Source organism: Pseudomonas sp. NY15354, from assembly GCF_048068075.1.
Classification (GTDB): domain Bacteria; phylum Pseudomonadota; class Gammaproteobacteria; order Pseudomonadales; family Pseudomonadaceae; genus Aquipseudomonas; species Aquipseudomonas guariconensis_C.
The window spans coordinates 132,958-146,448 of the sequence record NZ_JBLUPV010000005.1; the positions used below are offsets into that span (position 1 = coordinate 132,958).

Consider the following 13,491-nt stretch of genomic DNA (forward strand, 5'->3'; position numbering starts at 1 on the left):
ATCCGGTCACGCGCCATCCTGAAAGCATGTGAGGTCAGGGTGCGCGGGCTGCCGGTGTTTTTCCGTGTCACCACACTACCGGCTAGCAGTGTCCAGGCTGTCCCGTTAGGGCCTGCCCTGGCTGCAGTTGCGTTTCTTGCTGGAACAAAAATCCCGGCGCTTGGCCGGGACTCTTGAGGCCCTCTTCGGGCAATAAAAAACCCGGCTCAGTGGCCGGGTTCTGGTGTGTCACTCCTCAACACGCGCAGGAATGACAGGATGCAAGAATTTTGTTGCACCGTTGCACGGATGTCAAGCGGCATCTGCCATCAAAACGCCTTCCTGCTGAAGTATCTTGCCAGACGCGACCAGCGCCTCTGCCACCATCTCGTCCAGCACCTTCTCGATGGCCTTCTTCCAGCGCCAGTACGTGGTCCGGTTCAGGCCCTGGCCGTCCCAGGTGTTGATGTCGTAGAACTCGGCCGGCAGCACGATCATGTCGGTCGAGCGCTTCACGTACTGCTCGCGGCGTGCCTGGCCGGCGTCCTCGGGCATCTCGCCACCCGCCAGGCGCTGGACTACACCTGCGTGGAGCGAATCGAACTCAGCACGCTCCCGCGCCGCCCGGCTGGCCACCTCATGCCCCGACTGCGCCTGAACGCCTTTCACCGGGGGGATGGCCCAAGCAGTGACCGCCTTGTACCGGAACAGGTTCGGCGCCTGCGTGGCAATCAGCGGCACCAGCTTGCCGATCGCTTCCACCTTTTTGGCCTTGTGGGTCGAGAACCTGGCTGTCAGGGCATTCCAGTGCCGAGGGATCAGCTTGCTGTGCAGGCGGGCGTGCACCCAGCAGTCCACCAGCATCGCCGCATCCTTCCCGGTGATCTCCCCCTTCAGCTTCGAGGCCTGGACCTTTGGCTCGAAGTCGCCGCCGCCAACCCCGCTCATGGTATCTGCCGCAAGGGCGCGAACCACTGCCGCCAACACGCTCTGGTACCTCATGGTTTACCCCCTGCCCGCTTGGGCTTGCTCAAGATGAATTCTTCGTAACTGCGCTTGCGGCGGACCGCGCCAGCCCAGGACAGCGATACGCCGCCCACCACCATGAGGGTGGCCAAAATCAGAAATGCCCATGCTGGTGTCATGCTGCCGCCCTCCTCAGGTCTCTGAGCTTCTGCCTGTACAGGGCCTTGATGGCCTGCAGGTCTTCGATGGTCAGGCGCTGGGGCTTATGAGGCCCTTCGAGCCATTCAACCTGGTCGGCGCCGATGCGCTTCACCAGCCGGATGCGGTACTCGACCGCGTTGCCCGACAGGCTCCGGTTGCACTTCACGCACTGCCGATGGACGTTCAGCGGCTCGAAGCGCAGCTCCGGGCAAGCACCCACCGACCGGTAATGGCCGGCATCCCAGCGACTGCCGGTAATGAGGTCGTGGTCGCTCGGTAGCGAGTCGCAGCTGATGCACGGCAGGCCGGCGTCGCGCTCACGGATATAGGCGTTGAACGCGGTCTGCGCCTCAGCCGTATGCTCGCGGCGGGTCTTCAGCTTCTCCCGGCGCGCCTGCAGGTCCTGGCGGGCCTGCTTGGTGATGGCCTTGGCCGCGATCTTCTGCAGCTTCGGGTCCTTGGCCATGGCCTTGGCGCAGGCAATGCTGCACACCTTCTGCGTGGTCATGGTCGGCTTGAAGAGCTTGCCGCATCCCGGCGCCTTGCACTTCTTCGGCTTGATCTCTTTGGCAAGCATCAGTACTCATCCCCCGCGAAGTGGCCGACCAAGAAGGTGGCAAAGGCCAGCAGGAAGACCACGGCGCCATGAGGCACTGAGGTCTGGGTATAGGCTGTCAATGCGACCACCAGGACGAGCCCGGCAATGAGCTTGAATACCTTGGCAGTGCTCATGCCGCCTCCTCGCTCAGCAGATCGCTGAACACCACACCCTGCGGCGCGAACTCGGCCACGATGCGGTCGGTGTACTGGCAGCCCTGGGCCCGGTCGAACAGCCGGGTGACGGGGAAGCCGTCCGGCCCGAACATCGCGCACGGCCCCATCAGGCGCAGCTTCACCTCATACGGCAAGTGGACGAACGACTCCGCCCAACCGGTGCGGAACTCAGCGCAGCCGGCGCGCATGATCGGCACGCCGAAGTGGAGCTTGCAGTACCGGCGCACATCCTCGATGTCGCCCATCTCGGTGCTCTTGGCGATTCGGTCGTACATGGCGAACCACAGGGCGTTTTGATCCAGGGTGCGGTCCTTGCCTGGGCGCATGGTGACCACGACGAACTTCTTGTCACGGAACATGCGAGTGAGCATGGTCACGGCCTCGGACAGCTTGGCCTGGCAGTTGACGCTGATCTTCTCGGTCATGGCGCTACCCCCTTCACCAACGTCTCAGCCTTCTGATCGGCGCGCATCACGTGCTTGGCGCGTGAACAGTCCAGGTTTCCGTAGCCGCTGACGCTGTATCCGATCAGTTGCATGAGCTGGGACCTGTCATCCTTTTCGTAATCGCGCGCGGCGATCTCATTCAGGTCGAGACCATGCTTCTGGCAAAGATCGAGCATGTCGCTGACGATCTGATTTGCCTTGAAGCGGATAACGCCGTCGGCCGCCACCACGACAGGCTGCATGGGTTGTCTCTTGCTCATGGCTTCTCCTCGATCTTGTTCAGCAGCCAGGCGGTAGGGATGGCAGCCAGCAGGATCGCCGGGCCTGCCATGAGGACCAGCTTCGCGAGCCACCAAAGATCCAGCTCTACGGCAAACTTGATCCATAGGGTGAAGGCCGCAGATGCCGCGATGATCACGGCCGGAGCCAGGACGATCATCAGCACCGCTTTCAGATAGGTGCGCATCACATCCCCTCCCCGGCCGGCTGCCCGGCGCGCTTGATGTTCAACTTGGCCAGCAGGTGTGCACGGCACGCGGCGGCGCCGGATGGGATCTGCTGGATCTCCAAAAGGCGGGCCTGCTTCTGGCTGGCGTACTCATCGGCCAGCTGTGCGGCGCTCTTCTGGCTGTCGTGGCCGATGCCAGTAGCGATGTCGCCCAGGGGCTCGCCGGCGACCAGCATGCGGATCGTGATGTCGTAAGCCCGGGCGAATACCTTCTCGGCCCGCTCCACCTCCATCGACCCCAGGTTCTGCGCCTCGCATTGCAGGGCCGCGTGGCGCACCGCTGCGTGCGACCAGGTGCGGGAACCTGCCCTGCTGGGGTGGAAGTTCTCCAGCGCCTCTGCCAGGGCCCGCGCAAGCGGCGGAATGCCCATCTCCTCAGGGGTCGGCTGGCACAGCTTGATGAACTTGCCGCTGCTCGGGGCGAAGTCGGTACCCAGCACTCGGCACTTCTGGATGCCGAAGCGGATCTGCTCCAGGGTGTTGATGCCAGCGGCGACGAACGACTTGATCCAGCTGCGCTTGGCAGCCTTCAGGGCCTCGTCATCCGGCCAGGCCTGCTTCCACGCAGGGAAGATGGCCTGCAGCTCCTTGAACAGGGCGTTGACCACTTCGGTCGTGCCAGCGTCCAGCTGCTTGGCCGGGGCCTGCACCTCGGCCGGCAGGTTGCGGGTCGTGGCCATGATCTGCGTCACACTGCGCAGTTTCGGTTGTGCGGTCATAAGCCCCCCAGGTCATCAGCCCAGCTGGTGTCGTTGAAGTCAGGGCCGTTGCGGCGCTGGCCCTGCTGTGCAACCGGCAATACCTTCTCCGGGAACAGGCCGGTCCAGCCGTTGCTGATGGACTGGTTGATCACTGCCTCAGGTGCGTAGTGGCCGGCCAGGGTCTTGGCCTGCTTCGCGCAAGTAGTGGCGGTCAGCGGCTTGCGGATCTCTTTGCGGTGCTGGCACCAGTCGGCCCACACGGCAGTGCTGACGTTTGTCGGGCAGGCGGTCATAGGGTCAAACTTCGAGACCTTGCGCGAAGCGGTCGGGGACGCCTTGGCGGCCGCGCGCTCACCCTCATTTGTACTGTTGCTCTTTGTATTACTCTCCTCCGCCTTTTCCGAATAGGGGTCACCGCCTTTTCCGAATAGGGTCGCCGTGTTTTCCGAATAGGTATTCGACTTTCCGAATAGGTTGGAAAGGCGCACACGGCGCTCTACGACCTGGCGACCGTCGCGGATCAGTTCGACCCGCAAAAGTCCCTTTGCCGACAGAGCACTGATGATCTCGGACACGCGAGAACTGGACAGGCCGAAGAACCTGGCGAAGTGGCTGTTGCTGGCGTAGCAGCCGCGCACAGGGTCTTGTAGGCTGCCGATCTCAACCATCATCACCTTCTCGGTGATCGACAGGGAGTGATCGAGCCAGACCTCGGCAGGTATCCAGACACCCTTGAATTGACGCGGGATGTCAGTCATTGGCCGCGCTCCTTGGTCATGAACTCGTCAACGACTGCGTCCGCCATGCTGCTGAACATGGGCATCTTCCCCTCGCTCCAGATAGCCAGTGGCGACGCGGTTCCGATCGGGCTGCGCACGAAGCGGTATCGCTCGGCATCCTTGCGCAGCGTCTCGCGCTCGGCATTCAGCTGGTCGATCTCCGCGAGCAGGGTCAGTACGGTCTCCGGGCCACAAGCGGCGATAAACTGGGCATTTCTCCAGCGATCAGGACCTTGGCAATCTGCGATGATGTACCCGCTGTTGAGCTGATCACTCTCGGCACTCATCACCTCGTTGAGGTCGTCTGTGGTCCATTTCGATTTTGTGGCTACCAGGGCCAACGCCTTCAGCTTCTCTTTGTCGATAGTCATTGCTTGCCCCTAACGCAGCTGGTGCGCACGATGCTGAAAGTGCCTTCAAGGTCGGCCTTGGCCTGCACAGCCGCCTGCTGACAAGCCTCGGCAGACTCCATCGGCACGGAGGTCATCGCTGAGTCTTTGCCGGCGGAGAACAAAACGATCAGGAAATAAGCAGCGATCATGGCTTCACCTCGCACTTCAGGCCCTGGGCCTCGATGGCTTCGCGGCACTCATCGATAGCCGCGTTGTGGCCGCAGTCCCATGGTTCACCGACGTAGGGATCGTCATTCGGCGCGCGCTCAGGCAGATCGACTACCACGGCTGCACGGGATTCCTGCCAAGCCCACGCGGCGGCCTTGAGCACCGCAGCTGCATCATCGTTGGCCGCGGCCGCCATCTCTCCGAAGCCAAACTCTGCGCGGAACGCCGACAGGAACTCGGATTTCATGCCCTCTGGCATGTCGTGGATGCTCATGCTGCACCCCGCACGGCCTTGTCGTGGGTGTGCAGGCCGTCCCAGTTCTTCTTCATGGGCAGCTCGCCGGCCAGGTACAGTTCGTACAGGCGCACGGCGCCCTTGCGCAGCAGCACTGGCGTGTAGCTGATGAAGGGTTCCCGACCGTGCGGGGTGATCTCCTGCTGGTGCTCGGTCATGTACTTGTCGCGGGCGTAGGCGGCGACGCGGTACCGGGTACCGGACTTGCTCTCGTTGTAGAGCCAGTTGCGGCGTTCGAGGAAGTGGCCCACCTGCATGACGTTGACCCCATTGAGGCCCTTGCAGAACTGGACATGGCTCATGCCTTCCTTGAATAGGTTCTCCAGGTGGTCGATCTTCTTTGCCTGGGCCTCGACTTGGACGGTGAGCAGGACACGAGCCTTCTCCGACTCCAGGGCCATCTGGAGGATTTCCAGCTTGCTGAGGTCGGCGGGCGCGGCCGGCTTGGATTCAAGCGCGGTCATGCGATCGAAAACCTTGGCCTGCAGCTCGTAGCTATACGACATTGCCATCAGGCACGCTTCCCGCTTCGGGAAGGAATATCCGCGACGAGCGCGCCCATAGCCGTCAGGGAGATCGGCTGAAAAATCAGCCGATGTCGCGCCGAGCACTTCCGGCACCTTGGCCAGGAAGTTCTTGTGCATCAGCCTTGGGTAGCCCTCGCAAGGGAATACCATGCCGGCTGCGTAAGCCTTAGCCTTCCTGTCGTCATTGATGAAGTCGACGAGTTCAAGGCTCGTCATCACCGGCGCCACGAACTCATGGTTCGCATTTTGTGGCGCGGGCCGGATGAGGGCCTGTACACTTGGGGTCTGTGGATGCATAATTGGTCTCACTTTTATGCGTTGCAGAGAGCCGGGCCTTCACCCCCGGCTTTTTTGTGCCTGTTTCCAGGGCTTCCCTTTTCAGGGCCTTTTAAGTCCTTGCCAGATGCCGGAGTTTTCCGGCTCCCTTAGGCCTCGTTTTCTCGACTAGGCTGTCCCGAACTATCTGGACGGCGTACTGCTCCGGGGTCATCCCGGCTTCTTTCGCCTTCTCTTCAAGTTTTCGGTAAAAGCGCTCTTCGAGGCCGTGGCAGATCATCGTTTCAGCCATGAGTCCCCCTTATGGGCCTTCAGGCCGTACGCGCGTCTTCGCTATCATCCTGAGCGATCAGTTGGGCCAGCTTCTCCTCCACGCACATGCGGACGAACACCGCCGGCTGGAGTCGATGAAGCTTTGCCACTGCCCGTACTGCTTCGTACGTGTCTTCGTCGTAACGAGACTTGATCTCGCGATCTTTCAGGTGGCGGCTATCGTCGTAGCTCATCTACTGATGGTTCCTTGCTGATTGAATGGTTAGGCGGCAGAGCGCGACTGGCCATGACTGCAGTCGGCCTGGGTCCACGGGAATGACGGGCAAAGATCGGATCGGCTCACAGCGCCATCGGTGAGAGCCTCGATCTGTAGTGCGCGCTTGGGCGGAACTGCGCGCTCTCCTGAACACCATTGGTTGACGGTGGGAGCTGAAACATTCAGCCGGCGCGCCAATTCCGCCTGGCTGCCCAGCAAGCGGGATGCTTCTTTGGCTGCTTCTGCTGATTTCATGAGTTCTCTCCTGGAGATTTATCGATGAATATAAGGCATTACCTTATTTCGCACAAGCCATTGCCTAACCAACGCCATGATAGGCCTAATTAGGCAATGCTTACCGGACCGGAATTAGGCGCAGCCATTGAGGCAGCGCGGATCGCCAAGGGCGTATCGAAGAAACAGCTCGCAGACGACTTCCAGGTGAAGCCTCCGTCGGTACAGGGCTGGGTGAAAAATGGCCGGATCGACAAGTCCAAGCTGATGGACGTCATCGCTTACTTTTCGGACGTCGTTGGGCCTGAGCATTGGGGCCTGCGCCCAGGCTTTACCTACGAGAGCCTACCGGACGTCGCCTCGGTGCTGGCTGAAGACCCGGCGCCCACCTCGGCTGCGGACATGGTTCGCAATATGCTCGCCAAGCAAGGTAAGAACCTGCCAGAAAGTGCTCGCGCGCAGTTGATGGCAGTTGCCGAAGCTTCGGACCAGGGGAACGTGGTTACGGTCGACTTCTCCCGCCCTGGCTTGGTTGGGGATGAGGTATGGATTGCTCACTACGACGTGCGCGCGGCCATGGGCAACGGCCAGGCCGCGCAGGACTTTCCAGAGATGCTCAAGGACATCCGCGTCAGCCCGAGCCATCTCCGGGAACTGGGCGTCGAGTTCGAGGAGCACTACCACCTGAAAATGGTGACCGGCTGGGGCCAGTCGATGGAGCCCACCATCAAGCACCGCGACCCGCTGATTGTGAACATCAACGTCCGCGAATTCGTGGGTGACGGGATCTACCTCTTCGTCTGGGATGACCTGCTCTACATCAAGCGCCTGCAGGTGGCTGATGAGGAGCACTTCGAGATGATTTCGGACAATCCGCGGCACAAGGATCGGCTGATCCGCAGGGACATGACGTACATCCAGGCCCGGGTGCTACTGGTGTGGAATGCGCACTTGGTTTGAACGCTCATGCAAAGGGCCCATCGTCCAGATGCTTGCGGAGATCTGTGTCGGCGTACTGGGAAAGATATTCAGCCCTGCTGTAAGATGGCTATTTGCCACCAGCCGCTGCCCAGCATTGGCCTCCTTGAAAATATACTGAGGAGCATATATTGTACGAGTACGTGGTTCATAACGATGCGACCGCGGATATGAGGGACGCGATCCATAAGGACCGCGCCGTCGGCCTGAAAATCGTGCAGGCCGTCAATGCTCTTCGCGAAAGTCAAGACTCAATGGATCGCCTTACCCAGGCTGACTGGGGCGGCAGTCCAAGCTGGCCCCGGCCGAAGAAGGCATTTTTCAACACTGGTCCATGGGTCGAAGCACAGAATGGCAACATGAATTTGTGGCGTCTGAGATTCTTCGATGAGGACATTTTAGGATACAGATTCATCCACGCCTTTTTCCCTTCTCTCAACCGATACGTGCTTTTGGCGGTGGTCGAGAAGGCCGAATTTGGCGTCATCCATGATGAGAGATTCAACTATGAGCTCGAACACCCTACGTCTCAACGAATCGCCCGCGCTTATCGAGAGCTGGTCGACAAATACTGGTGAGACCCGGCACTCCGAGACCAATACCCCAATTCGGAACGTCCATACTGGCGTTTTCAGCGTCCGAGCATCCGACCTGGCGTCAGCGCACACCGATTTTGACGCTCTCCTTACTGAGCTTGAGAGCAATCCAGAAAACTCTGAGGATCTTGCAAGAGCTGGATCATGGGTAGCGGATGTGTTGCTCCCAGAAGGTGAAACCCTTCGCTCAGCTCGCCGCAGGAAGGGCTTCTCTCAGAAACGACTGGCGGAAATCATCGGCAGTACGCAGCCTCACCTTTCTAACATTGAGTCAGGGAAGGGGGATTTGATGTTTGAGACGGTGGTCAGGCTCTGCAAGGCGCTAGATATCTCCTTAGCGGACTTTCAGCAGATGAAATCGAATCAGATCGCCACCAAGGAAACCGATTGATATGAGCCGAAGCATTTATGCGATTTATTGCGATGACATTCGTCACGAGGTAAATGGCAAGACGACTCTAGTAGGGGTTTACGCTGGTAAACTGCTGGTCGGGTCGTTTCCGGCGTCGCTCTCCAAGCTATGCGTTGTGCTGAACCTCACCACCCCGATAGATGACCCGTTTCAGGAGGTCTCTGTTGTGGGGAAGCTGAGTGGACAAGAAGTCTTCCAGCTCAACGTTGGCAAGGAAGAGATGGCTGAGTACAACAAGAAGATTGACGAGCTGAAGGGCGAGTCAAAATTCATCGACATGCAAATGGCATCGATTATGTCTCCGATACAAATCGACAAGCCCGGCGTCCTGTCGTTGGAGGTCCTGGTAAACGGCGAGCCGGTACCCTGTCGCCCCCTGGATATAGGTCAGGCACAACCTGGCCAGATAGTAAGCCAGTAGACGAAAGCCCGCTTATGCGGGCTTTTTTGTGCCTATCAGAAAGGCGCCTCCTCCTCCAGCTTCTCCTCCTTCCAGTCCCTCTCCACGACCAGGTCGTCTCGATCTTCGGCGTCCTGCGGCTCCCACCGTACCGTCACGCTGGCGTCGTCGTTGAACGTTAGATCCAGCTCCGGAGTCTCGGCCAGCAGGCCCATCACCTCCTCCCACTCCATGTCACCGTCCGTGTCCAGGCGATGGATCGTCACCCAGCGCTGAGCCTGCGCGATCGGGTGATTGATCATCGACGAAACCCGCAGCCCCAGGCGTTCCAGTCCGGTCATCTCCTGGCGCGCCTGCGGCGCCGACTTCTTCTGCTTGGCCATTTTTTCCTCCGTTAACTGTACATCCATCCAGTATTAGGCAGAGCTTACCCGAGCCATCGAATGATGCAAGCCCGTATAGCAGATTAGGCATGCATGAAAAAAGTTAGGCATTACCTATTTACAAGAATTAGGCATTGGCTTATCGTTCATCTCAACAGGCAGTCACTCACGAGGGACTGCCGAGGCCCTCAAGCCTCACCGCTCTTTAACATCGATGGGAACCTCGCGGATCGATCCCGGCAACGGTACAGCGCGAGCAATAAATTCGATCCCCATGCCAGCTCTGGAACTGGCCAGCTCGAAATCAGGCGCTTACGGCGCGGATGGAGGGTTGAGCTGCAACGCTCCCTGCCAGGTAGCCCTAAGAACGGGCTGATGCACTGGTACAGCGGGCCACGCCGGGTAACCGGTGGCGGCTGCAGCAAACAAAAAGCGCCAAGGCCACCGTGGCGTGTAACGGAGCCAGCAGGATTTCCTCGATGCCCTTCTCGCGAGGGGTATCAGGGAAATCAACAGGAGGTACGTGACATGCCGAAGCAGGCCTATGAATGCGGATCCTGCAACGAGGTTCACGAGTTCTATCACGAGGCAGAGCGCTGTTGTCAGCCGGATATCAACGACGTCTGGCTCTGTGATGTGTGCGAGGCCGCGCACGACGAGAAAGAAGATGCTGAGAAGTGCTGCGCCGGGAAGGTAAAGGCTCGCGGGATTGAGACAGTCCGCTGCCCTTCGTGTTTCCGAGACCAGGAGCTGATTCTGCATGCCGTTGAAATTGAGGTCGCCGGGCACTGCTCAGAATGCAACCCGCACTACTCGATTGATGACGCGGTCAAGATTGGCGACCTGGTCGAACAACAGATCGCTGAGAACCTTGAGAAGGCGTGGTGACCGGCGATTCACTGAAGCACCTGGGCGACCGGGTGCTTTGGGAATCCACTGGAGGGAAACGGAATGGCTCAGTTCTACATCGACAATCACCTCAGCAACGGCAAGCGCTTGGAATGGCTTGCTCTTCCCGACCTGGGAGAGCCTGTTGAATCGGTCGTGCAGCAGGTCAAACAGGCCGCGATCAACAAGTTCGGCGGCATCGTTTACTTCAACCGCTGGGAGCACGTCGTGGCCAGCAACGGCTACGTGACGGTGAGGATGTACGCATGATGCGGTTCTTCAAGCCAATGCGCGGCTGCCGCGTCTTCGCAAGCGCAAAGCACATGACCAGACCTGCCGGTGAGTTCATCGGATGGTGCGAGAAGGTCGAGGAGAACATCTGCATTTTCCGCGACGGCGCGGTAGTTGACCGACTCATCTGGAGGTTCAACAACAGCAATGGAACACAGGAGCTGAATAGTTGGTACGAGTATTCGGCATGACAGGCGATTCCCCGGTGCGCCTCAAGCGGGGCGCATCAGGGGGAATTGAACTGAAATCAACCGCCCTGGAGGGCAAGACGATGGCGAAGCGGCCAATCAACCGCATCAAGTACAAGCTCTGGGATCCGAACTCCACCATGGAGTACGACGGCACCATCGACGAAGGCATCTACTACGCAGCATGGAGCCTTTCGCTTGAGGATCGAAAAGTGCTGATAGGCAAACTGGTCGAGCAGCAAGCAAGCGCCACGGCCAAGGCTGAGAGCGCCACGTCCGCCTGACGTTAACTGCCCGATACCCTGCTCCCCATCGCAGGTTGCATCGGAGTGTGATCTGAATGCGCAGGCTGATGCGCGAACCTCACCTCGTTGGCGAGCTACTGAGGCCCCACAGAGTTAGGCCGCCAAGCCGGAGATCAGCCCCGGCCAGATCACACCCCGATGCATCCCGCATCTCCTTCCCTTCACATACGACCGCATTGGCAGGCGCCAGGCCACCTTCCACGGTGGGCTTGGTCACCCGCGCCTGGCTCCTGACCAATGCGGCCGCACAACCAATCTGGAGGACGCTATGGGCGCACTTCGAGCAGCACAATGGCAGTACGACCATGCTGAGCCGGAAGACGACTCGGCGTATCAGGAAGCGGCGCAGAACTGGATCGAGAGCAAGGCCGAGGAGCTGGTCGGCGGCTGCGATGTTCTGATCCCGCAGCGTGTTGGCGGCCCGGTGGGCGTGCGCCAAGAGCAGTTCGTGGCCAAGGTCGCCGAGCACCTTCGGTCGCTGCAGGAAGCCGAGCAGGACGACATCACCGCCCTTGCCCAGCTTCTTCTACAGGCCCTGACCGGCGGCCCGGTGAAAAGCATGGTCGAGGACATCGTCGGCCAGAGCAATCACGTCAACGGCAAGCTGTACGAGATCGCGGAGGCGATGCTTGAGCAATACGTCGACCAGGGCCTGAGCTACGACGCCGACGAGGCAACGCTATGAACCCTCACAGCATCGCTACCAGCGCCATCGAGGCCGCAGTCGAAACGATGCTTCTGCCGGGCTCTGGCCCGGTTGAGGATGCCAAAGCAGAGACGCTGGTCGTCGCCTACTTCTCCATCCTCGTCATCAACTCCGACGAGTTCAAATACTACTGCGAGCGCATCCGGCGAATTGCCGATCGGCGCAAGGAGGCTGCATGACCACTCCTATCTTACCGTCGCTCATCGATGATCAGGTGGCCGAAGTTGCCCGGGTCGTGCCAGACGATCGAATCCTGCTGGTGTTTAAGGGCCTGACCATGGAGGACGCCATGAACCAGGCGCGCCTGGCCCACATCGAGAACCCTGCGGCCTGGTCGGGCCGGGCCTACCTATGCGGCATGTGCACCCTGGCCTACGAGGTGCGGACATGAAGCTGGAGCGCTCGATACTCATCACCTTGGCTGCCCACGAATCAACCTTGCAGCAGATCAAGTCGTTGACGGCTGAGATCGGGCTTCACCTTGGCCGATGCGAGAGCCGATACGAGTTGATTGGTCCGAAGCCTGTCAATGAATCCCCCGAGCTTGGCGATCTGCCTTGGCCGAACGGCAGCGAAGAGCACTGGAACATCCTGTACGACGAGAAAAATCGCCGAAAGACGCATATGTGGGATGCATTCCGAGAGTGGTCTCAAGATGAAGATCGCGGCCTGAATGACGAAGAAGTGATGACCTACCTGCTCAAACAAGGATGCGTCCACTGCACCAGAGCCTTTTACTTCGTCAGGGAGCGCAAGAAAGCGCGCCGCGACCTCGGCAACTTCCGCCGCTCGCTGCGAGCACTTGGCAAATCGGCCATCAAGGCCCTTGAGCCAAAGCCATGACCAGCTACCAGAAAGCCAAGCGCCTCTACATCCTGCGCGGCTCCTTCTCCATGCTCTTCGCCTGCACCTTCTTCATGCTCGCCAGCGCACTGGCCGGCAACATCACTTCCTGATTCATCGCACCCGAGCCCGGCGGGCCCTTAGGGGATAACCGGACCTACCCGGAGCGTAAGCGGCGAGAGCGCGCAACCATCCACCGCAGCCAGGGCCTGGAGCGTACCTCCGTGCCTGGGTGACCTGGCATTTCCCCTTTCAACTGACGGCGCCGGCCTGGCGCGAGGTGTATCCCAATGTCCGAATTAACCATCAACGTCGACGACTACCTGAGCGAGTCGGATAAGCGTCGGATCGTGACCGATGCCTTTAGCGCTGCCGCTGCCTCCCATGCTCAGAAAGACTTCGAGCGAATCATCAGCAACTCCGCCTACTACCTGGTTGGCGATATTGTCGATCAGCACTTCGACGGCAACATGGTAGCCACCCTGAAAGACAAGGCCATCAGCGTCATCAACAACCTGTCATCGACGACGGTGTTCAGCCCGCCGAACGCCTGGGATCGCGCAGCGAGCAAGGGCTTCGAGCATATGCAGTCGGCCCTAGACGAACTCAAGCCGATGATCCACCAGCGCGTGCACGACCTCATCGCTCGGTACAGCAGCGAGGAGCTGCGCAGCCTGATCGAGGAGCAGATCGGCGACGCAATCATCAAGAAGCTGACCGCCTGAG

Annotated in this window: 30 protein-coding genes; 13 read left to right on the plus strand and 17 right to left on the minus strand. The window is 59.9% G+C overall.

Features of this window, described 5'->3' with window-relative positions; genetic code table 11:
- Positions 1 to 291: 291 nt before the first annotated feature.
- The 16 genes from ACNFCH_RS07355 to ACNFCH_RS07430 all read right to left on the minus strand — a co-directional run bounded on the left by ACNFCH_RS07355 (position 292) and on the right by ACNFCH_RS07430 (position 6,796).
- Positions 292 to 981 carry a hypothetical protein gene (locus ACNFCH_RS07355; protein ID WP_416742540.1) on the minus strand — a complete coding sequence of 230 codons (690 nt, stop codon included), beginning with the start codon at positions 979 to 981 and terminating at the stop codon, positions 292 to 294.
- Entirely contained in the window at positions 978 to 1,124 is a 147-nt protein-coding gene (locus ACNFCH_RS07360; protein WP_416742541.1) for a hypothetical protein, read from the minus strand. The genes ACNFCH_RS07355 and ACNFCH_RS07360 overlap by 4 nt, the downstream gene beginning before the upstream one ends.
- Positions 1,121 to 1,723, minus strand: coding sequence for a recombination protein NinG (locus ACNFCH_RS07365; RefSeq protein WP_416742542.1), 603 nt, complete (start codon positions 1,721 to 1,723; stop codon positions 1,121 to 1,123). The genes ACNFCH_RS07360 and ACNFCH_RS07365 overlap by 4 nt, the downstream gene beginning before the upstream one ends.
- Positions 1,723 to 1,878 (minus strand): hypothetical protein, encoded by a 156-nt coding sequence (locus ACNFCH_RS07370; RefSeq protein WP_232866562.1) that lies wholly within the window; start codon positions 1,876 to 1,878, stop codon positions 1,723 to 1,725. Before ACNFCH_RS07370 ends, ACNFCH_RS07365 begins: the two co-directional genes overlap by 1 nt.
- Positions 1,875 to 2,345, minus strand: coding sequence for a hypothetical protein (locus ACNFCH_RS07375; protein ID WP_416742543.1), 471 nt, complete (start codon positions 2,343 to 2,345; stop codon positions 1,875 to 1,877). Before ACNFCH_RS07375 ends, ACNFCH_RS07370 begins: the two co-directional genes overlap by 4 nt.
- Positions 2,342 to 2,626, minus strand: a complete 285-nt coding sequence (locus ACNFCH_RS07380) for a hypothetical protein (protein ID WP_416742544.1) — start codon at positions 2,624 to 2,626, stop codon at positions 2,342 to 2,344. Before ACNFCH_RS07380 ends, ACNFCH_RS07375 begins: the two co-directional genes overlap by 4 nt.
- Positions 2,623 to 2,832: a hypothetical protein gene (locus ACNFCH_RS07385; protein WP_416742545.1), complete on the minus strand. Its 210-nt coding sequence runs from the start codon at positions 2,830 to 2,832 to the stop codon at positions 2,623 to 2,625. The genes ACNFCH_RS07380 and ACNFCH_RS07385 overlap by 4 nt, the downstream gene beginning before the upstream one ends.
- Complete coding sequence (locus ACNFCH_RS07390) at positions 2,832 to 3,593, minus strand: replication protein P (protein ID WP_416742546.1); 762 nt, start codon at positions 3,591 to 3,593, stop codon at positions 2,832 to 2,834. The genes ACNFCH_RS07385 and ACNFCH_RS07390 overlap by 1 nt, the downstream gene beginning before the upstream one ends.
- Complete coding sequence (locus ACNFCH_RS07395; RefSeq protein WP_416742547.1) at positions 3,590 to 4,333, minus strand: helix-turn-helix domain-containing protein; 744 nt, start codon at positions 4,331 to 4,333, stop codon at positions 3,590 to 3,592. The genes ACNFCH_RS07390 and ACNFCH_RS07395 overlap by 4 nt, the downstream gene beginning before the upstream one ends.
- Positions 4,330 to 4,725, minus strand: coding sequence for a hypothetical protein (locus ACNFCH_RS07400; RefSeq protein WP_416742548.1), 396 nt, complete (start codon positions 4,723 to 4,725; stop codon positions 4,330 to 4,332). Before ACNFCH_RS07400 ends, ACNFCH_RS07395 begins: the two co-directional genes overlap by 4 nt.
- Positions 4,722 to 4,895, minus strand: coding sequence for a hypothetical protein (locus ACNFCH_RS07405; protein ID WP_416742549.1), 174 nt, complete (start codon positions 4,893 to 4,895; stop codon positions 4,722 to 4,724). The genes ACNFCH_RS07400 and ACNFCH_RS07405 overlap by 4 nt, the downstream gene beginning before the upstream one ends.
- Positions 4,892 to 5,188 carry a hypothetical protein gene (locus ACNFCH_RS07410; protein ID WP_416742550.1) on the minus strand — a complete coding sequence of 99 codons (297 nt, stop codon included), beginning with the start codon at positions 5,186 to 5,188 and terminating at the stop codon, positions 4,892 to 4,894. Before ACNFCH_RS07410 ends, ACNFCH_RS07405 begins: the two co-directional genes overlap by 4 nt.
- Positions 5,185 to 6,033, minus strand: coding sequence for a transporter (locus ACNFCH_RS07415; protein ID WP_416742551.1), 849 nt, complete (start codon positions 6,031 to 6,033; stop codon positions 5,185 to 5,187). Before ACNFCH_RS07415 ends, ACNFCH_RS07410 begins: the two co-directional genes overlap by 4 nt.
- Positions 6,034 to 6,124: 91 nt before the next feature.
- Positions 6,125 to 6,304: a hypothetical protein gene (locus ACNFCH_RS07420; protein WP_102084395.1), complete on the minus strand. Its 180-nt coding sequence runs from the start codon at positions 6,302 to 6,304 to the stop codon at positions 6,125 to 6,127.
- A 19-nt stretch (positions 6,305 to 6,323) separates the two neighbouring features.
- Positions 6,324 to 6,518 (minus strand): hypothetical protein, encoded by a 195-nt coding sequence (locus ACNFCH_RS07425; protein ID WP_102084394.1) that lies wholly within the window; start codon positions 6,516 to 6,518, stop codon positions 6,324 to 6,326.
- 29 nt (positions 6,519 to 6,547) lie between these two features.
- Entirely contained in the window at positions 6,548 to 6,796 is a 249-nt protein-coding gene (locus ACNFCH_RS07430; RefSeq protein ID WP_416742552.1) for a transcriptional regulator, read from the minus strand.
- A gap of 96 nt (positions 6,797 to 6,892) precedes the next feature.
- Between ACNFCH_RS07430 and ACNFCH_RS07435 the strand changes: the two genes are divergently transcribed.
- From ACNFCH_RS07435 to ACNFCH_RS07450, 4 genes are all read left to right on the plus strand, one after another.
- A complete protein-coding gene (locus ACNFCH_RS07435; RefSeq protein ID WP_416742553.1) occupies positions 6,893 to 7,735 on the plus strand; it encodes a S24 family peptidase in 843 nt (280 codons plus the stop codon).
- 149 nt (positions 7,736 to 7,884) lie between these two features.
- The gene (locus ACNFCH_RS07440; protein WP_232881884.1) at positions 7,885 to 8,331 is read left to right on the plus strand and encodes a hypothetical protein; all 447 of its coding nucleotides are present in this window, start codon (positions 7,885 to 7,887) and stop codon (positions 8,329 to 8,331) included.
- Entirely contained in the window at positions 8,261 to 8,740 is a 480-nt protein-coding gene (locus tag ACNFCH_RS07445) for a helix-turn-helix domain-containing protein (RefSeq protein WP_416742554.1), read from the plus strand. Before ACNFCH_RS07440 ends, ACNFCH_RS07445 begins: the two co-directional genes overlap by 71 nt.
- Before the next feature lies 1 nt (position 8,741).
- The gene (locus tag ACNFCH_RS07450) at positions 8,742 to 9,182 is read left to right on the plus strand and encodes a DUF6941 family protein (RefSeq protein WP_232881886.1); all 441 of its coding nucleotides are present in this window, start codon (positions 8,742 to 8,744) and stop codon (positions 9,180 to 9,182) included.
- A gap of 35 nt (positions 9,183 to 9,217) precedes the next feature.
- Here ACNFCH_RS07450 and ACNFCH_RS07455 read toward each other — a convergent pair whose 3' ends face one another.
- Positions 9,218 to 9,544 (minus strand): DUF1654 domain-containing protein, encoded by a 327-nt coding sequence (locus ACNFCH_RS07455; RefSeq protein WP_416742555.1) that lies wholly within the window; start codon positions 9,542 to 9,544, stop codon positions 9,218 to 9,220.
- A gap of 528 nt (positions 9,545 to 10,072) precedes the next feature.
- On the opposite strand from ACNFCH_RS07455, the gene ACNFCH_RS07460 reads away from it, so the two are divergent.
- The 9 genes from ACNFCH_RS07460 to ACNFCH_RS07500 all read left to right on the plus strand — a co-directional run bounded on the left by ACNFCH_RS07460 (position 10,073) and on the right by ACNFCH_RS07500 (position 13,490).
- On the plus strand, positions 10,073 to 10,432 hold the full coding sequence (locus ACNFCH_RS07460) for a hypothetical protein (RefSeq protein WP_416742556.1): 360 nt from the start codon (positions 10,073 to 10,075) through the stop codon (positions 10,430 to 10,432).
- A gap of 63 nt (positions 10,433 to 10,495) precedes the next feature.
- Positions 10,496 to 10,702, plus strand: coding sequence for a hypothetical protein (locus ACNFCH_RS07465; protein ID WP_416742557.1), 207 nt, complete (start codon positions 10,496 to 10,498; stop codon positions 10,700 to 10,702).
- The gene (locus ACNFCH_RS07470) at positions 10,699 to 10,914 is read left to right on the plus strand and encodes a hypothetical protein (protein ID WP_099774139.1); all 216 of its coding nucleotides are present in this window, start codon (positions 10,699 to 10,701) and stop codon (positions 10,912 to 10,914) included. Before ACNFCH_RS07465 ends, ACNFCH_RS07470 begins: the two co-directional genes overlap by 4 nt.
- A complete protein-coding gene (locus tag ACNFCH_RS07475; RefSeq protein WP_416742558.1) occupies positions 10,911 to 11,195 on the plus strand; it encodes a hypothetical protein in 285 nt (94 codons plus the stop codon). The genes ACNFCH_RS07470 and ACNFCH_RS07475 overlap by 4 nt, the downstream gene beginning before the upstream one ends.
- A gap of 289 nt (positions 11,196 to 11,484) precedes the next feature.
- Positions 11,485 to 11,901, plus strand: coding sequence for a hypothetical protein (locus tag ACNFCH_RS07480; RefSeq protein WP_416742559.1), 417 nt, complete (start codon positions 11,485 to 11,487; stop codon positions 11,899 to 11,901).
- Entirely contained in the window at positions 11,898 to 12,101 is a 204-nt protein-coding gene (locus ACNFCH_RS07485) for a hypothetical protein (protein WP_416742560.1), read from the plus strand. The genes ACNFCH_RS07480 and ACNFCH_RS07485 overlap by 4 nt, the downstream gene beginning before the upstream one ends.
- Positions 12,098 to 12,313: a hypothetical protein gene (locus ACNFCH_RS07490; protein ID WP_416742561.1), complete on the plus strand. Its 216-nt coding sequence runs from the start codon at positions 12,098 to 12,100 to the stop codon at positions 12,311 to 12,313. Before ACNFCH_RS07485 ends, ACNFCH_RS07490 begins: the two co-directional genes overlap by 4 nt.
- Positions 12,310 to 12,765 carry a hypothetical protein gene (locus ACNFCH_RS07495; RefSeq protein ID WP_416742562.1) on the plus strand — a complete coding sequence of 152 codons (456 nt, stop codon included), beginning with the start codon at positions 12,310 to 12,312 and terminating at the stop codon, positions 12,763 to 12,765. Before ACNFCH_RS07490 ends, ACNFCH_RS07495 begins: the two co-directional genes overlap by 4 nt.
- A 290-nt stretch (positions 12,766 to 13,055) precedes the next feature.
- On the plus strand, positions 13,056 to 13,490 hold the full coding sequence (locus ACNFCH_RS07500; protein ID WP_416742563.1) for a hypothetical protein: 435 nt from the start codon (positions 13,056 to 13,058) through the stop codon (positions 13,488 to 13,490).
- The last annotated feature ends 1 nt before the right edge of the window (position 13,491 follow it).

Excerpts from the sequence above, each read along its gene's own strand:
- ACNFCH_RS07355 (WP_416742540.1), bottom strand. The coding sequence starts at position 981 with ATGAGGTACCAGAGCGTGTTGGCGGCAGTGGTTCGCGCCCTTGCGGCA.
- ACNFCH_RS07360 (WP_416742541.1), bottom strand. The coding sequence starts at position 1,124 with ATGACACCAGCATGGGCATTTCTGATTTTGGCCACCCTCATGGTGGTG.
- ACNFCH_RS07365 (WP_416742542.1), bottom strand. The coding sequence starts at position 1,723 with ATGCTTGCCAAAGAGATCAAGCCGAAGAAGTGCAAGGCGCCGGGATGC.
- ACNFCH_RS07370 (WP_232866562.1), bottom strand. The coding sequence starts at position 1,878 with ATGAGCACTGCCAAGGTATTCAAGCTCATTGCCGGGCTCGTCCTGGTG.
- ACNFCH_RS07375 (WP_416742543.1), bottom strand. The coding sequence starts at position 2,345 with ATGACCGAGAAGATCAGCGTCAACTGCCAGGCCAAGCTGTCCGAGGCC.
- ACNFCH_RS07380 (WP_416742544.1), bottom strand. The coding sequence starts at position 2,626 with ATGAGCAAGAGACAACCCATGCAGCCTGTCGTGGTGGCGGCCGACGGC.
- ACNFCH_RS07385 (WP_416742545.1), bottom strand. The coding sequence starts at position 2,832 with ATGCGCACCTATCTGAAAGCGGTGCTGATGATCGTCCTGGCTCCGGCC.
- ACNFCH_RS07390 (WP_416742546.1), bottom strand. The coding sequence starts at position 3,593 with ATGACCGCACAACCGAAACTGCGCAGTGTGACGCAGATCATGGCCACG.
- ACNFCH_RS07395 (WP_416742547.1), bottom strand. The coding sequence starts at position 4,333 with ATGACTGACATCCCGCGTCAATTCAAGGGTGTCTGGATACCTGCCGAG.
- ACNFCH_RS07400 (WP_416742548.1), bottom strand. The coding sequence starts at position 4,725 with ATGACTATCGACAAAGAGAAGCTGAAGGCGTTGGCCCTGGTAGCCACA.
- ACNFCH_RS07405 (WP_416742549.1), bottom strand. The coding sequence starts at position 4,895 with ATGATCGCTGCTTATTTCCTGATCGTTTTGTTCTCCGCCGGCAAAGAC.
- ACNFCH_RS07410 (WP_416742550.1), bottom strand. The coding sequence starts at position 5,188 with ATGAGCATCCACGACATGCCAGAGGGCATGAAATCCGAGTTCCTGTCG.
- ACNFCH_RS07415 (WP_416742551.1), bottom strand. The coding sequence starts at position 6,033 with ATGCATCCACAGACCCCAAGTGTACAGGCCCTCATCCGGCCCGCGCCA.
- ACNFCH_RS07420 (WP_102084395.1), bottom strand. The coding sequence starts at position 6,304 with ATGGCTGAAACGATGATCTGCCACGGCCTCGAAGAGCGCTTTTACCGA.
- ACNFCH_RS07425 (WP_102084394.1), bottom strand. The coding sequence starts at position 6,518 with ATGAGCTACGACGATAGCCGCCACCTGAAAGATCGCGAGATCAAGTCT.
- ACNFCH_RS07430 (WP_416742552.1), bottom strand. The coding sequence starts at position 6,796 with ATGAAATCAGCAGAAGCAGCCAAAGAAGCATCCCGCTTGCTGGGCAGC.
- ACNFCH_RS07435 (WP_416742553.1), top strand. The coding sequence starts at position 6,893 with ATGCTTACCGGACCGGAATTAGGCGCAGCCATTGAGGCAGCGCGGATC.
- ACNFCH_RS07445 (WP_416742554.1), top strand. The coding sequence starts at position 8,261 with ATGAGCTCGAACACCCTACGTCTCAACGAATCGCCCGCGCTTATCGAG.
- ACNFCH_RS07450 (WP_232881886.1), top strand. The coding sequence starts at position 8,742 with ATGAGCCGAAGCATTTATGCGATTTATTGCGATGACATTCGTCACGAG.
- ACNFCH_RS07455 (WP_416742555.1), bottom strand. The coding sequence starts at position 9,544 with ATGGCCAAGCAGAAGAAGTCGGCGCCGCAGGCGCGCCAGGAGATGACC.
- ACNFCH_RS07460 (WP_416742556.1), top strand. The coding sequence starts at position 10,073 with ATGCCGAAGCAGGCCTATGAATGCGGATCCTGCAACGAGGTTCACGAG.
- ACNFCH_RS07465 (WP_416742557.1), top strand. The coding sequence starts at position 10,496 with ATGGCTCAGTTCTACATCGACAATCACCTCAGCAACGGCAAGCGCTTG.
- ACNFCH_RS07470 (WP_099774139.1), top strand. The coding sequence starts at position 10,699 with ATGATGCGGTTCTTCAAGCCAATGCGCGGCTGCCGCGTCTTCGCAAGC.
- ACNFCH_RS07475 (WP_416742558.1), top strand. The coding sequence starts at position 10,911 with ATGACAGGCGATTCCCCGGTGCGCCTCAAGCGGGGCGCATCAGGGGGA.
- ACNFCH_RS07480 (WP_416742559.1), top strand. The coding sequence starts at position 11,485 with ATGGGCGCACTTCGAGCAGCACAATGGCAGTACGACCATGCTGAGCCG.
- ACNFCH_RS07485 (WP_416742560.1), top strand. The coding sequence starts at position 11,898 with ATGAACCCTCACAGCATCGCTACCAGCGCCATCGAGGCCGCAGTCGAA.
- ACNFCH_RS07490 (WP_416742561.1), top strand. The coding sequence starts at position 12,098 with ATGACCACTCCTATCTTACCGTCGCTCATCGATGATCAGGTGGCCGAA.
- ACNFCH_RS07495 (WP_416742562.1), top strand. The coding sequence starts at position 12,310 with ATGAAGCTGGAGCGCTCGATACTCATCACCTTGGCTGCCCACGAATCA.
- ACNFCH_RS07500 (WP_416742563.1), top strand. The coding sequence starts at position 13,056 with ATGTCCGAATTAACCATCAACGTCGACGACTACCTGAGCGAGTCGGAT.